This is a genomic window from Mesorhizobium sp. B3-1-6 (assembly GCF_006439555.1).
Classification (GTDB): Bacteria; Pseudomonadota; Alphaproteobacteria; order Rhizobiales; family Rhizobiaceae; genus Mesorhizobium.
This window is the reverse complement of the sequence record NZ_VFTM01000008.1, coordinates 1-14,745: the sequence shown is the minus strand read 5'-3', so window position 1 is coordinate 14,745 and position 14,745 is coordinate 1. Positions and strand designations below refer to the sequence as shown.

Annotated in this window: 12 protein-coding genes; 4 read left to right on the top strand and 8 right to left on the bottom strand. The window is 63.3% G+C overall.

All coding sequences use genetic code 11. From position 1 onward, the window contains the following. Window positions 1-85 precede the first annotated feature (85 nt). Window positions 86-2,044, bottom strand: coding sequence for an acetoacetate--CoA ligase (locus tag FJ414_RS09205; protein ID WP_140643705.1), 1,959 nt, complete (start codon window positions 2,042-2,044; stop codon window positions 86-88). 279 nt (window positions 2,045-2,323) lie between these two features. On the opposite strand from FJ414_RS09205, the gene FJ414_RS09200 reads away from it, so the two are divergent. Further along, window positions 2,324-4,201, top strand: coding sequence for an AsmA family protein (locus FJ414_RS09200; RefSeq protein ID WP_140643703.1), 1,878 nt, complete (start codon window positions 2,324-2,326; stop codon window positions 4,199-4,201). 33 nt (window positions 4,202-4,234) lie between these two features. Here FJ414_RS09200 and FJ414_RS09195 read toward each other — a convergent pair whose 3' ends face one another. From FJ414_RS09195 to FJ414_RS09170, 6 genes are all read right to left on the bottom strand, one after another. After that, a complete protein-coding gene (locus tag FJ414_RS09195; protein WP_140643701.1) occupies window positions 4,235-5,053 on the bottom strand; it encodes an ABC transporter permease subunit in 819 nt (272 codons plus the stop codon). Then, window positions 5,050-6,012 carry an ABC transporter permease subunit gene (locus tag FJ414_RS09190; RefSeq protein WP_140643699.1) on the bottom strand — a complete coding sequence of 321 codons (963 nt, stop codon included), beginning with the start codon at window positions 6,010-6,012 and terminating at the stop codon, window positions 5,050-5,052. Before FJ414_RS09190 ends, FJ414_RS09195 begins: the two co-directional genes overlap by 4 nt. A 9-nt stretch (window positions 6,013-6,021) precedes the next feature. Further along, the gene (locus FJ414_RS09185; RefSeq protein WP_140643697.1) at window positions 6,022-7,161 is read right to left on the bottom strand and encodes an ABC transporter ATP-binding protein; all 1,140 of its coding nucleotides are present in this window, start codon (window positions 7,159-7,161) and stop codon (window positions 6,022-6,024) included. Between the two features lie 80 nt (window positions 7,162-7,241). Beyond that, window positions 7,242-8,339 (bottom strand): polyamine ABC transporter substrate-binding protein, encoded by a 1,098-nt coding sequence (locus FJ414_RS09180; protein WP_140643694.1) that lies wholly within the window; start codon window positions 8,337-8,339, stop codon window positions 7,242-7,244. Between the two features lie 337 nt (window positions 8,340-8,676). Next, a complete protein-coding gene (locus FJ414_RS09175) occupies window positions 8,677-9,657 on the bottom strand; it encodes a DMT family transporter (protein WP_140643692.1) in 981 nt (326 codons plus the stop codon). A 210-nt stretch (window positions 9,658-9,867) separates the two neighbouring features. Beyond that, entirely contained in the window at window positions 9,868-11,310 is a 1,443-nt protein-coding gene (locus FJ414_RS09170) for an XRE family transcriptional regulator (protein WP_140643689.1), read from the bottom strand. Between the two features lie 252 nt (window positions 11,311-11,562). On the opposite strand from FJ414_RS09170, the gene aceA reads away from it, so the two are divergent. The 3 genes from aceA to FJ414_RS09155 all read left to right on the top strand — a co-directional run bounded on the left by aceA (window position 11,563) and on the right by FJ414_RS09155 (window position 13,823). Further along, the gene (gene aceA / locus FJ414_RS09165; protein WP_140643685.1) at window positions 11,563-12,852 is read left to right on the top strand and encodes an isocitrate lyase; all 1,290 of its coding nucleotides are present in this window, start codon (window positions 11,563-11,565) and stop codon (window positions 12,850-12,852) included. A 54-nt stretch (window positions 12,853-12,906) separates the two neighbouring features. Next, window positions 12,907-13,149 (top strand): hypothetical protein, encoded by a 243-nt coding sequence (locus FJ414_RS09160; protein WP_027168360.1) that lies wholly within the window; start codon window positions 12,907-12,909, stop codon window positions 13,147-13,149. A 290-nt stretch (window positions 13,150-13,439) separates the two neighbouring features. Further along, window positions 13,440-13,823 carry a response regulator gene (locus FJ414_RS09155; RefSeq protein WP_140643987.1) on the top strand — a complete coding sequence of 128 codons (384 nt, stop codon included), beginning with the start codon at window positions 13,440-13,442 and terminating at the stop codon, window positions 13,821-13,823. Window positions 13,824-13,839: 16 nt separating this feature from the next. Here FJ414_RS09155 and FJ414_RS09150 read toward each other — a convergent pair whose 3' ends face one another. Then, window positions 13,840-14,547, bottom strand: a complete 708-nt coding sequence (locus FJ414_RS09150; RefSeq protein WP_140643682.1) for an HAD family hydrolase — start codon at window positions 14,545-14,547, stop codon at window positions 13,840-13,842. Window positions 14,548-14,745 lie beyond the last annotated feature (198 nt).

Sequence of the window (14,745 nt, the reverse complement as noted above, 5' to 3'; positions counted from 1 at the left end):
GGGTGCCGAAAAAATTTACGAATGTGTACCACCCGTGAAATCTAGGTAAATTCGCCGGACAGATTTCGTTAACCACGACATGCCGTCAGCTTGCAAGTTGCGGCAGGTCGCGGAACAGCTCCAGCGCCTCGGGATTGGCGAGCGCTTCCTTGTTCTTCACAGTGCGGCCGTGGACCACGTCGCGCACCGCGAGCTCGGTGATCTTGCCGGACTTGGTGCGCGGGATGTCTGTGACGGCGACGATCCTGGCCGGCACGTGACGCGGGCTGGCGCCGGTGCGGATCCTGGCGCGGATGCGCTTTTCCAGATCCTCGTTGAGGGTCACGCCAGCAGCCAGCCGCACAAACAGCACGACGCGCACGTCGTTGTCGAAATCCTGGCCGATGCAGAGCGCCTCGAGGATTTCCGGCATCTGCTCGACCTGGTTGTAGATCTCGGCCGTACCGATCCTGACCCCGCCCGGATTGAGCGTGGCGTCGGACCGGCCGTGGATGATCATGCCGCCATGAGCCGTCCATTCGGCGAAGTCGCCATGGCACCAGACATTGTCGAAACGCTCGAAATAGGCCGCGTGATATTTCTTGCCTTCGGGGTCGTTCCAGAAACCGATCGGCATCGACGGGAAGGCCTTGGTGCAGACAAGCTCGCCCTTCTCCTGCCGGATCGGCTTGCCGTCGTCGTCCCACACGTCGACCGCCAGGCCAAGGCCTGGGCCCTGGATCTCACCGCTCCAGACCGGCTCGGTCGGCACGCCGAGCACGAAGCAGGACACGATGTCGGTGCCGCCCGAGATCGAGGCCAGATGCACGTCCTTCTTGATCCCGTCATAGACGAAACGGAAATCCTCCGGCGACAATGGCGAGCCGGTGGAAGAGATGGTGCGCACGCTCGACAGATCGTGGCTCGCGATCGGCTTCAGACCGGCCTTACGGACCGAATCGATGAATTTGGCCGAGGTGCCGAAATAGGTCATCTCCTCGACATCGGCGAAATCGAACAGCACATTGCCGTCGGGGTAGAAGGGCGAGCCGTCATAGAGCAAAAGCGTCGCACCCGAGGCGAGGCCCGAGACCAGCCAGTTCCACATCATCCAGCCGCAGGTGGTGAAATAGAACAGGCGATCGCCGTCGAGCAGGCCGGCATGCAGCCGGTGCTCCTTGACGTGCTGGATCAGCGTGCCGCCGGCCGAATGCACAATGCATTTCGGGATGCCGGTCGTGCCCGAGGAGAACAGGATGTAGAGCGGATGGGCGAAGGGCAGCCGCTCGAAGCTGACAGTCCTGGCGGCGAAGGGCGAAAGCGCCTCTTCGAGCGCGGCTGCCTTGTCGATGGTGGCGGCGACATCGCTCGAGGTGCCGAGATAGTCGACGATGAGCACCTTGCGCACGCTCGAGAGTTTCTCGGCCACGGCGCGCACCTTGTCGGCCACCTCGATCGCCTTGCCGTTGTACCAATAGCCGTCCGGCGCGATGAAGACGACCGGCTCGATCTGGCCGAAGCGGTCGAGCACGCCCTGCTCGCCGAAATCGGGAGAGCATGACGACCAGACGGCGCCGACCGAGCTTGCCGCCAGCATCGCCGCGATCGTCTCGGGCATATTCGGCATCATGGCGGCGACGCGGTCGCCGGCCTTGACGCCGAGCGACAGGAAGAGCTGCTGCAGCCGCGAAATCAGCGCATGGAGCTCGTTCCAGCAGAGCCGCCGTTCGACCTTGTCCTCGCCGCGGAAGACGATGGCCGGGCCGCCGCCGGTCTTCTGCAAAAGGTTCTCGGCGAAATTGAGCCTGGCGTCGGGAAAGAAGCTGGCGCCGGGCATCCGCTCGCCGTCGACGAGGTGCCGCTCGCCCTTGTCGCCGACAAGCCCGCAGAAATCCCAGACCAGGCTCCAGAAGGCTTCGCGGTCGTCGATCGACCAGCGATGGAGTTCGGCATAGCCGGAGAACGACAACTCGGCCTTCGCTTGCGCGGCCTTCATGAACGCGGTTAAAGGCGCTGCGTCGATCCGCTCCTGCGTCGGGGTCCACAAAGGTGTGTCGGCAGCCATGATCGCTCCTCCCAAAGCGCGTCGCGTTCGAGCCAATTAAGCTCATCGTCTAAGCTCATCGTCGCATCTGCCATCGTCCCAGAAACGGCGCGCGATTGCGGATCGGGATCGTGCAGACCGCTTATGCATATTGCAGCGCAGCAGAGCAAGATTTTGTTCGGACGAGCCACGGCTGTCGCTGCGCAAATGCCATCGCAAGGCCATAAAGACTTGAAAAGCGTCGGCGCTCGGTTACACCCGTCGGGCGATTTTGTCGGCAATGAAAGCATACGGGGCGAAATGCCATCATCTCTGATCCGGCGCGGGGTGTGGGCGATCGGCCTTGCCGTGCTTATCATCACGCTCGCGGTCGCGGCGCTGCCGCTGATTGCCTCGACCCGCATCGTGCGCGACCGCATCGCCTGGGAATTGAGCGCCTGGAGCGGCTTCAGGGTGACGATCGACGGCTCGCCGCGCATCGAGGTGTGGCCGAAGTTCCGCGCCATCCTCAGCGACGTGACGCTGTCGCAATGGACCGAGACCGACGCGCCGCCGGTGGTCGAGGCCGATCGCGTGGAAGTCGATCTGTCCGCCATGGCGGCCTTGCAGGGCAACGTCGCCTTCTCGACCGCGAGGCTGGTGCGCCCGACGATCAGGGTCCAGCGCATGGCGAGCGGCTTCTATCTGCCGCCGCTTCCGACCGGGGGGCGCATCACGCGCTCGATCGATACCGCGCGCGGCGTGGTCACCGCCAACCCGCAGAAGCCGGATCTCGGCAAATTGCCGTCCGATCCGTTCGGCACCGTCGAGTTCCGCGATGGCCGCGTGGTGACTTCGGTCGACGGCAAGGACGCCGAAGTCCTGAGCAGCCTGAACGGCCAGGTGAACTGGGAAGCGATGAACAGCGAAGCATCGCTGACCGCGACCGGGATCTGGCGCGGCGAAAGCGTGCAGCTCGATTTCTCCTCGACGAAACCGCTGGTGCTTTTTGCCGGGGGAGCCGCGCCCGTCACCCTTTCCTTCAAGGCGGCGCCTGCCACATTCTCCTTCGACGGAACGGCCTCGATGTCGGACAATGCCTATCTGGACGGCCAGGCGAAGTTCGCCGCGCCGTCGCTGCGGCGCGTGCTGGAGTGGTCGCAGGCAGGCATCGCGCCCGGTGCTGCTATCGGCGCGGTCTCGATCGCCAGCAAGGTGAACGCGTCGGCGGGGCGTGCGAAATTCGAGAACACCACCGTCACGCTCAACAACAATCCGGGCATGGGAGCGCTGGATTTCTCCTTCGCCGAGGGCAGTCCGGTGATAGCCGGCACGCTCGCCTTCGACACGCTGGACCTGAGATCCTTCCTGTCGGCTTTCACGCCTGTCGCGCCCACCGGCGAGGCCGGCCCCGGCGACATCGACACCAGCTTCGCCGACCGCATCAACCTCGACCTGAGGCTGTCGGCGGCCCATGCCACGGTGGGACCGATCCAGCTTGCCGACGTCGCGGCCACCGCACAGGTCAAGAACGGCCTTGCCGTCTTCGACATATCCGACGCGTCGGCCTTCAACGGCAACATCCAGAGCAGCCTGCGTTTCGACCGCAAGCCGGAAGGCAGGCAGGTCGAGATGCGGCTCCTGGCATCGGATGTGGATACGGGAGCCTTTGCCACAGCGGCGGGAATGACGCGACTGGTGCCGGCTGGCACCGGGACGGTATCGATCATCCTCAAGGGACCGGGCAAGGCTTGGAACTCCATCTTGGAGAATGCCGACGGATCGTTCTCGGCGACTTTCGGGCCGGGCACGCTCAACGGGCTCGACCTGCCGGCTTTCCTCAAGCGCAACCAGCAAGGCGGCTTCTTCGCGCTCGACGACGTCGCCAATGGCTCGCTGCCGATCGACGGCGCCGAGATCAAGGCGAGCATTTCTAAGGGAGTGGCGCGCCTCGACAAGGCCGAGATCAATTCGCAAAAATACAAGATCTGGCTATCCGGCATCGCCTCCTATGTCGGACGCGGGCTGGCGCTTTCGGGCGGAGTGGTGCCCAACGGACAGCCGGCACAGCAGCCCCAGGCCAACGGCCAAGCGGCCAGTCCGGCTCCCGCGCCGCCGAGCCAGTCGCTGTTCTTCGTCGGCGGCAACTGGAGCGCACCGTTCATATCGCCGATCGCTCCCGGCGTTTCGGGCCAGTAGATGCGGGGCGCAAAGCGCCCTCGCTCCTATCACTCAACCGCGCTGCGCGGCCTGCTCGTCGAGCTGGCGCTGGATCTCGCGGCGCTTGTTGGCGATCGAGGCGATGATGACGCCGATCGCCACCACCGCGATCAGGATGGTGCAGGCGGCGTTGATTTCCGGTGTCACGCCGAGGCGCACCTGGCTGTAGATCTTCATCGGCAGCGTGGTGGCGCCGGGACCCGAGGTGAAGCTCGCGATGACCAGATCGTCCAGCGAGAGTGTGAACGCCAGCATCCAGCCGGAGATGATTGCCGGCAGGATGACCGGCAAGGTGATCTGGAAGAAGGTCTTCACCGGCGGCGCACCGAGATCCATCGCCGCCTCCTCCAGCGAACGGTCGAAGGAGACCAGCCGCGACTGCACGACGACGGCGACGAAGCACATTGTGAGCGTGATGTGGGCGAGCGTGACCGTGAGGAAGCCACGGTCAAGGCCGACAGCGACGAAGAGCAGCAGGAGCGACAGCCCGGTGATGACTTCCGGCATGACCAGCGGCGCAAACACCATGCCGGAAAACAACACCCTGCCGCGGAAGCGCGTGAAGCGCGTCAAGGTCAGCGCGGCCAGCGTGCCGAGCACGGTCGCCACCGTTGCCGAGATGACGCCGACGCGCGCGGTCACCCAGGTCGCGTCCATCAGGCCCTGATTGTGGAACAGCGACACGTACCATTTGGTCGAGAAGCCGCCCCAGACGGTGACGAGCTTCGATTCGTTGAAGGAAAAGACGATCAGAAGCACGATCGGCAGATAGAGGAATGCAAAGCCCAGCACGATCGAGGTGATGTTGAAGCGGCTCCAGGTCGAGTTCATTTGCCCTGCTCCTGTGCCTTGGCCTGCGCCTGCTGGAAGAACATGATCGGGATGGTCAGCACCAGAAGCAGGATGACGGCCACCGCCGATGAGACCGGCCAGTCGCGGTTGGAGAAGAATTCGTTCCAGAGCGTCTTGCCGATCATCAGCGTCTGCGAGCCGCCGAGGAGGTCGGGAATGACGAACTCGCCGACCGCCGGGATGAACACCAGCAGGCAGCCGGCGACGACGCCGGGCAGCGACAGCGGGAAGGTGATCTTCCAGAAGGCGCCGGCCGGCGGACAGCCGAGGTCCTGCGCGGCCTCGATCAGCGAATAATCCATCTTCTCCAGCGAGGAATAGAGCGGCAGCACCATGAAAGGCAGGTAGGAATAGACGATGCCGATGAAGATCGCCGTGTAGGTGTTGAGGATCACCAGTGGCTGGCTGATCAGGCCCGTGGCGAGCAGGACCTGGTTGAGCAGGCCCTCGGGCTTCAGGATGCCGATCCAGGCATAGACGCGAATCAGGAACGAGGTCCAGAACGGCAGGATCACCAGCATCAGCAGGGTCGGACGGATCGTCGCCGGCGCCCGCGCCATGCCGTAGGCGATCGGATAGCCGACGATCAGGGTAAGTATCGTCGAGATTCCGGCGATGATCAGGCTCGTCACATAGGCGTTGAAATAGAGCGCGTCCTGGGTGAGCCAGGTGTAGTTATCGAAGTTGAGCTCGCGGACGCCCGCGAAAAATCCCGAAACGCCGTCCTTGAAGCCGAGCACCGGCGTATAGGGAGGCATCGAGATCGCCGTCTGCGACAGCGAAATCTTGAAGACGATGATGAAGGGAACGAGGAAGAAGAACAGCAGCCAGAGATAGGGGACGATGATGACGAGGCGGTTGACGAAGCCTTTCGCCAGCCTCGCCGGCAGTGTTGTGGTTTCAGTCGATGGAGCGGCAGTCGCTGCGATATCCGTCATCTCAGCCTCCTACCTGGCCAGCACGACGCCGGCATCGGGCCGGAAGGAGACCCAGGCACGGTCGTTCCAAGTGAGCGGATCCTCGGTCACGCGCGAGGCGTTCAACGCGCTTGCCCGCACGATCTGACCGTCGTCCAGCCTGATGTGGTAGACGGTCATGTCGCCGAGATAGGCGACGTCGTAGACCTCGCCTTCGAGCGCGTTGACGGCATCGGCCGGCTTTTTGGAGGAAACCCTGATCTTCTCCGGCCGGATCGCGAAGACGATGTCGGAGCCGGCAGCGGCGTTGCTGCCATTGTCGACGACGATCTCAGCGCCGGTCGCGCCGGTGATGCGCGTGGTGCTTGCCGTGCGTTCGGCAACCTTGCCTTCGAACATGTTCACATTGCCGACGAAATGCGCCACGAAGCGCGAGGCCGGCGCCTCGTAGATTTCCGCCGGTGTCGCGACCTGCATCACCTCGCCCTTGTCCATGATAGCGATGCGGTCGGCCATCGTCATGGCCTCTTCCTGGTCGTGGGTGACGACGACGAAGGTAAGGCCGAGTTCCTGCTGCAGGTCCATCAGTTCGAACTGCGTTTCCTCGCGCAGCTTCTTGTCGAGTGCGCCGAGCGGTTCGTCGAGGAGCAGAACCTTCGGCCGCTTGGCGACCGAGCGGGCAAGCGCCACGCGCTGGCGCTGGCCGCCCGAGAGCTGGTGCGGCTTGCGCTTGGCGAATTGCTCGAGCTTGACGAGCTTCAGCATCTCGGCGACGCGCTTTTCGACATCGACTCCGGGCATGCCTTCCTGCTTGAGGCCGAAGGCGATGTTCTTTTCCACCGTCATATGCGGGAACAGCGCGTAGGACTGGAACATCATGTTGACCGGCCGTTTGTAGGGCGGGATGCCGCGCAGGTCCTGCCCGTCGAGCAGGATGCGGCCCGCCGACGGCTCCTCGAAGCCGGCGAGCATCCTGAGCAGGGTCGACTTGCCGCAGCCGGACGCGCCGAGCAGGGCGAAGAATTCGCGCTCGAAGATGGTCAGCGACAGGTTGTTGACGGCGGTGAAGTCACCGAACTTCTTGGTGACCTTGTCGAACTGGATATACGGCTTGGCGTTCGGGTCGTTCCATGGCGCGAAATCCCTGCGGATGCTGCCAAGCGATTTCATGGTCCCCACTCCGTTATTTCTTAAAAATTCCCAAAGGAAAGCGACCCCGGCAGTTGGCTGCCGGGGTCGTGTCTCAATGCTTACTGGCCGGTGACGATCTTGGTCCAGGTGCGCGTGATGATGCGCTGTGTCTTGGGATCGTATGGCGCAACTGTGTACAGCTTCTTCGTCGTCTCTTCGTCCGGATAGACCGAAGGATCTTCCAGGATCGCCTTGTCGATGAACTGCTGCGAAGCCTTGTTGCCGTTGGCGTAGAGCACGTAGTTCGACGACTTGGCGATGACTTCAGGCGTCATCATGTAGTTGATGAACTCGAGCGCATCGGCGACATGCGGCGCATCCGCGGGGATCGCCATCTGGTCGAACCACATCTGGGCGCCTTCCTTCGGCACCGAATAACCGATCTCGACGCCCTGCTTGGCTTCCTCGGCGCGGTTGCGCGCCTGGAAGACGTCGCCCGACCAGCCGATCGCCATGCAGATGTCGCCGTTGGCCAAAGCGTTGATGTATTCGGACGAATGGAACTTGCGGATATAGGGCCGGACCTTCAGCAACGCTTCCTCGGCCTTTGAAATGTCATCGGGCGAGGTGCTGTTGGGATCGAGCCCGAGATATTTCAGCGCTGCGGGAATGATGTCGGCCGGGGAATCCAGCACATAGACGCCGCAATCCTTCAGCTTGGCCAGCTTGTCCGGATTGAAGAACACGTCCCAGCTGTCGATCTTGTCGGTGCCGAGCGCGGCCGTCACCTTCTTGACGTTATAGCCGAGGCCGACCGTGCCCCACATGTAGTTGACTGAATATTCGTTGCCCGGATCGTATTTGGCGGTGCGCTCGGAGATGACGTCCCACATGTTGGAGATGTTGGGCAGTTTCGACTTGTCGAGCTTCTGGAAGGCGCCCGCCTGGATCTGGCGCGCCAGGAAGTTGGCGCTCGGCACGACGACGTCATAACCGCTGCCGCCGGCAAGCAGTTTCGTCTCCAGTATCTCGTTGGAATCGAAGGTGTCGTAGACGACCTTGATGCCGGTCTTCTTGGTGAAGTCGTCGATGATCGAGCTGTCGATATAGTCCGACCAGTTGTAGACATTGACGACGCGGTCTTCGGCATGGCCGCTTAAGGTGAAAAGCGTCAGAAATGCCGAGGTCGCCGAAAGCCATAGAGCTTTGCGGATCATGGTGTTCTCCTTTGGTGAGTGTTCCCTCGCCGGCTCGTCGCGATATGGCGGGGCGGCGTTGGTTTAAGACTATTGAGCTTTCCGGAGAGCGACAAGCGTGAACTGTCGACGCCAGGCTCGGTAGCGACATCAGGGTTCGAGACAGTTTGGCCTTCCCGGCAAGGCACCCGGGCGGCGTCAGCGGCATTGACCGCGGCGTATGCATAGCTATCACGATGCTGTCCGGTCCCGAGCGGGCCGGCGGAGACACTTGGCAAGATACGCCTGTCTTGTTGTTGCCGTAATTGCAGCCTGCCCGCCCGGCAACTGGGTTGTCAATGGGGAAGGCTGCCTATCGTCAATTGGGCGACGGCAGGCCGGTGACGCCGGGACGCGCCGGCCGCGTCTGGCGCTTGAACTCCAGGCCGATATGGACGAGCAGCGCCGTGACCACGACCGCGCCGCCGATGATGGTGCGCACCGACGGCATTTCGGAATGGACGAGCCAGACCCAGATCGGCCCAAGGATCGGCTCGAAGGTGCCGAGCAGCGCCGCGATCGCCGCCGGCACCAGCCGCGCGCCCATGGCGAAAAAGGCGAGGCCGACGCCAAGGTTGATGACGCCGAAGGCGAAGAGAAAGCCCATATCCCGCCCCGAAACCGCGAACGCCGAGGCCTGGGAAGCGGCGAAAGCGCCGGCGAAAAGCGCCGCGAGACAATTGGCCGGCACCATGCGCACATGGGCAAAGCGCCGGGTGATAACGGTCGCCACCGAGAACATGACCGCGATCAGCAGCGCCAGGCCGTCGCCGATCGGCGAGACGGCGCCGCCCAGGGATTCGGAGACCATGATGGCGACGCCGGCGATGACGGCGGCAATCGCGATCCAGGTCGCCGGGCTTACCCGTTCGCGAAACAGGAGCCAGGCAAGAAGCGCCGCCAGCAGCGGCACGCCGGCCTGCATCAAGAGGATGTTGGCGACGGTCGTGTAGGCAAGCGCCACCACGAAGCTGGTCGAGGCGGTGGCGAAGCAGAAGGCGACGCCGAGGCCGGGCAGGCCCATATGCCGGAAGAGGTTCAGGGTACCGCGCCAACCGTCGCGGAACAGCATGAAGGCGATGAGAAAGGCCACGGCCCACAGCGAACGCCAGAACACCACGGTCCAGCTGTCGCCGACATGGATGAAACGGGCGATGGTGCCGCCGAAGCTCCACATAAGCGCCGAAAGAAAGACCAGGAGCATGCCGATCCGCTCCTCGCGCGGCGAGACGGCTGGCAAAGCGACAGGCGACGGGGCGACAGGCGACGGGACGACGGGGGACGGGGCGGTATCGGTCATGGACATGACTTGTCAGCGAGTTGCGTTCGACACGATGCACCAAGGACAACAGGGATCCTGTGTCTCAAACGACGGGACTGTGTCTCAATCGCGTAGCGCAAAGTACAAAGCCATGCGTGATCCAGCATTCGCTCAAATGTAGGACAACCTCTCCGCGGTTTACTTCGACACAGTCGGACCCCAGACCGATGCGCAGGCTCGGGCGACATATCATCCCTGAAAATCGAAGGCGCTGAGGCCCGTCACCATCTCGTCGAGGCCGAGCGGGCGCGTCACCGGCGGCTCGGCGCGCGCAAGGCAGCCTACGCGCTCGCAAAGCCGGCAGGCGGGGCCTACCGGCGTGGCGAAGCCTTGCCCCGACTTGCCGGCGGCTCCGGCCGGCAGCGCCGCGCCGTAGACGATCTCGTCTCGGAAGCCGATATCGCAGCCGAGCAAGAGCGCGGTGCGCCGCGGCCGTTCGGAGAAGGCGCCTTGCGGACCTTCCAGCGTGCGGACGATGCACAGGAACTCGGCGCCATCGGGCATTTCCAGCGCCTCGACCAGGACCTGGCCCGGCTGCGAGAAGGCCGCATGGACCGGAAGCTTGGGGCAGCCGCCGCCGAAGCGGCTCTGCGGGTAGCCCTGGCTGCCGGCCTTGCGGAAGCGGTTCCCGGCATTGTCGACTTCCAGCATGAAGAACGGCACGCCCGATGCGCCCTGCCGCTGCAGCATGGTCAGTCGGTTGGCCGCCTGTTCGAAAGACACGCCGAAGCGGGAACGCAAGACGTCGATGTCGTAGCGGGCGCGAACGGCCGCCGCATGGAAAGCCTGATAGGGCATCATCAGCGCATGCGCGGCATAGCGGCCGAGCTCGAAGCGGGCGAGCCGCCGGGCCTCGTCGGTGCCTAGCTTCAGCGCCTGGAGCTCGCCCGCGATGGCCACCGACATGCGCATCAGGCTCGCCTCCATGGCGACTTCGCGAAGCTGGTCGAAAGGCGACAGCCGCTCGGAGAGGAACAGGCGCTGCGAATGGCGGTCGTAACGGCGACGCCAGTTGGGCATGGTGGCGACCGGCAGCACCTTGACGACGATGCCATGCTCGCGCCTCAGCCAGGCCTTGAGCGCGCCGGACAGGTCGTCGCCGGGTTCGAGCACCGATGTGAAAGCTTCCGCCTCCTCCTCCAGCGAAGCGAAGTGGTTTGGCCGGCGCTCGAACACTTCGTGGACTTCATCGGCAGGCAGGCGCGTGCCGGACAGCGCGGTTGCCCTGCCCTCCTTGGCCAGAAGCTGGTTGAGGTCGGACAGGCGCTCAGCCTGTTCGCGGTAGGCGCGAAACAGTTTTACCATCGCCGCCGAGGCGTTCGGCGCGGTCTCGGCGAGATCGATCAGCTCCTGATCGCCAGGCAGTTCGCCGGCAAGAAGCGGATCGCTGAACGCTTCGCGCAACGCCGCGATCGAGCCTTTCGTCTCTGCTTGCAATTCATGCGGATCGACCTTGTAGACAGAGGCCAGCTTGAGAATGAGCTGCACCGTCAGCGGGCGCTGATTGCGCTCGATCAGGTTGAGGTAGGACGGCGAGATGCCCAGTCCCTCGGCCATCGCCGTCTGGGTCAGGCCCCTGGCGTTGCGCAGCCGGCGCAGCCGCGGACCGGCGAAGATCTTCTGGTCGGCCATCCGTGCCATCCTTGACAAGAATTTACATGGATATCGAGTCCGGTGTCCGTTACGCCGTTTTTACAATCGTGACAAATTTACAGAGATAGCCTGTCAATGACAACACAGCTTTTCCTTTATTTTCAGTGCCGAATTGTGGTTTTTCTGGGCGCTTTTCGCGCTGCAATGTAAATGATGTCACACGCAGATATCGCAAGGCTATAGGATTGCGATGTCGCGCTGAAGCAGTTTCCAAACGATCCGGAGTGACCAATGACCGATTTTTACAACCTCGTCCCCTCCGCGCCGGAAGGCCGTTTCGACGGCATCGAGCGTCCCTATTCCCCAGAGGATGTGAATCGGTTGCGCGGCTCCGTGCAGATTCGCCAGACGCTGGCCGAGATGGGCGCGAACCGGCTCTGGAAGCTCATCCACGAGGAGGACTTCGTCAACGCGCTGGGCGCCATGTCGGGCAACCAGGCCATGCAGCAGGTTCGGGCCGGCCTGAAGGCGATCTATCTCTCGGGCTGGCAGGTGGCCGCCGACGCCAACACCGCGTCGGCGATGTATCCGGACCAGTCGCTTTACCCGGCCAATGCGGCGCCGGAACTGGTCAAGCGCATCAATCGCACCTTGCAGCGCGCCGACCAGATCGAGACGTCCGAAGGCAGGGGGCTATCGGTCGAGACCTGGTTCGCGCCGATCGTGGCCGATGCCGAAGCCGGCTTCGGCGGCCCGCTCAACGCCTTCGAGATCATGAAGGCCTTCATCGAAGCCGGCGCCGCGGGCGTCCACTATGAGGACCAGCTGGCGTCGGAAAAGAAGTGCGGCCATCTCGGCGGCAAGGTGCTGATCCCGACGGCGGCGCATATCCGCAACCTCAACGCCGCACGCCTTGCGGCCGACGTCATGGGCACGCCGACGCTGGTCGTGGCGCGCACGGACGCCGAGGCGGCGAAGCTTTTGACCTCCGATATCGACGAGCGCGACCGGCCTTTTGTCGATTACGATGCAGGCCGCACGGTCGAAGGCTTCTACAATGTGCGGAACGGCATCGAGCCTTGCATCGCGCGCGCCGTGGCCTATGCGCCGCATGCCGACCTGATCTGGTGCGAGACCTCGAAGCCCGATCTGGCGCAGGCCAGGAAATTCGCCGAAGGCGTGCACAAGCACCATCCGGGCAAGCTGCTCGCCTACAATTGTTCGCCGTCCTTCAACTGGAAGAAGAACCTCGACGACGCGACGATCGCGAGGTTCCAGAAGGAGCTCGGGGCGATGGGCTACAAGTTCCAGTTCATCACGCTGGCCGGCTTCCACCAGTTGAACTTCGGCATGTTCGAGCTGGCGCGCGGCTACAAGGACCGGCAGATGGCCGCCTATTCGGAACTGCAGGAGGCCGAGTTCGCGGCGGAGGCCAACGGCTATACCGCGACCAAGCACCAGCGCGAGGTCGGCACCGGCTATTTCGACGCCGTGTCGATGGCGATCACCGGCGGCCGGTCTTCGACCACCGCCATGCATGAATCGACCGAGCACGCCCAGTTCAGGCCGGCGGCCGAGTAACGGATAGCAACCAGAGGAAACGCCCGCAGGGCATCTACATCGAGGAGAAGAGCAATGGCATCGATAAGCCGTGTCAAGGAAAGGGCAGAAGAACAATCGAGCGCGATGAGCGTCGACCAGCAGGCGACGATCCGCATGCTCGCCAACGATCTGCACCGACTCAACCAGTCGGTCATGAAGGCAGTCGAGGCCGGCGTCTCGGTGGAACTGGTCCGCTCGGCCAGGCACCATGGCGGCGACGGCAACTGGGGAGACCTTTTGATCCCGGTGATCGTTACCCAGCAGAGCCACACTTGACGTAACGTCAACAGTCTCGGCGATAGTCTCCCGCGCGCTATACGTTCGGGAGACTATCGTCTTTTTTCGGTTTGCCTTCACCGTCAAGTGGTACGACTTGCTCTGAATCTCGGATTTCTTGCTATATTTTCGACCTCGACCGTTTCAGCTTGACACCGGCCGCGATCTCACCCAATTGTGCCTCAGGTTTCAACCCTGCATTGAACCAGAGTGTCAGCCCGCCGATGTGTCCCCCCGACCGTGACGACCACTCCGAAAAACGCTCGAAACCGGCAGCCCGGACAGGCGTGATCGCTGCGGATTTTTCCAAAGTGCTCGTCGTCGGAAAATCGTCGATCAACCGCGTCGTGGTGTCGAAAATCGTCGAGAAATCGGGACTGAAGCCGATCTCGGAACCGCCCGAGACCGCCGAGAAGACGCTGACCGGCCAACTGCCCGGCGCCGTCATCCTGGACGGCGGCCCGGACAACAAGGATTGCGACCGGCTGATGTCGGCCATCGACGCGCTGCGGCGCGCCTCCGGCAAGCCGTTGCCCGCGGTGATCCTGCTTTCAACCCGAAGTGGCACGCCGGAAAGTCTCGGCCTGTCGAGCGTGATCGATGCGGTGGTTGCCAAGCCGATTACGCCCGAGAGGCTGCAACCGGTGGTCGATCGCCTGGTCGGGCGCGGCTAAGGCCCCCTAAAGCTGGTCAGCCTGCAGCGGCGATGCCTTCGATCAGCGCGGGCAGTTCGCTCAGGTCGGCGATCTGCCGGAAACGCGGCGCCGCGACCGGCGCTTCGGCGTGCTCGGCCGCCCAGGTCAAATCGTGCGGGACATAGATGCCCCAGCCGCCCGCGTCGATGGCCGGGATGACGTCCGACTTCAACGAGTTGCCGACCATCATGCTCCTTTGCGGTCCGTCGCCATGACGGCTGAAGATGCGGGCATAGGTGGCGGCGCTCTTGTCGCTGACGATCTCGACGGCGTCGAAAAGCTCGCCCAGTCCCGATTGCGCCAGCTTGCGCTCCTGATCCATGAGGTCGCCCTTGGTGATCAGCACCAGGCGATAGCTGCCTGCCAGCTTCTCCACCGTCTCACGCGCATGCGGCAGCGGCTCGATCGGGTGGCTGAGCATGTCGCGGCCGGCAGCCAGGATTTCCGCGATCGTCGAGGCCGGAACGCGGCCTTCGGTAACCTCGATCGCCGTCTCGATCATAGACAGCATGAAGCTCTTTATGCCGAAGCCATAGACGCCGAGATTGCGCTTTGCGGCTTCAAGCAGGTTCGCGGAAATCCGGCTTGCATCGCCGTGCTCGGCAAGCATGGCGATGAAGCGCTGTTCGGTCATGCGGAAGAACTGCTCGTTCTGCCACAACGTGTCGTCGGCATCGAAACCTATCGTGGTAAGAGCGGACATTGCGACGTCATCCTCCTTCGAAACGGTGGTGTAGACGCGTTCGCCGGGCACTGCTAGCTCTAGGCCGTAGTGACGATTTAAGGAATTGGGATTCCCACAGGCCGGCAAATCAGATTCAACGCTGATTTTTGGGGATCAGTGATGAACTGCGACGCGCTTCGGGACGACCAGTGGGACCGGATCAAGGGCTTTGTTCCG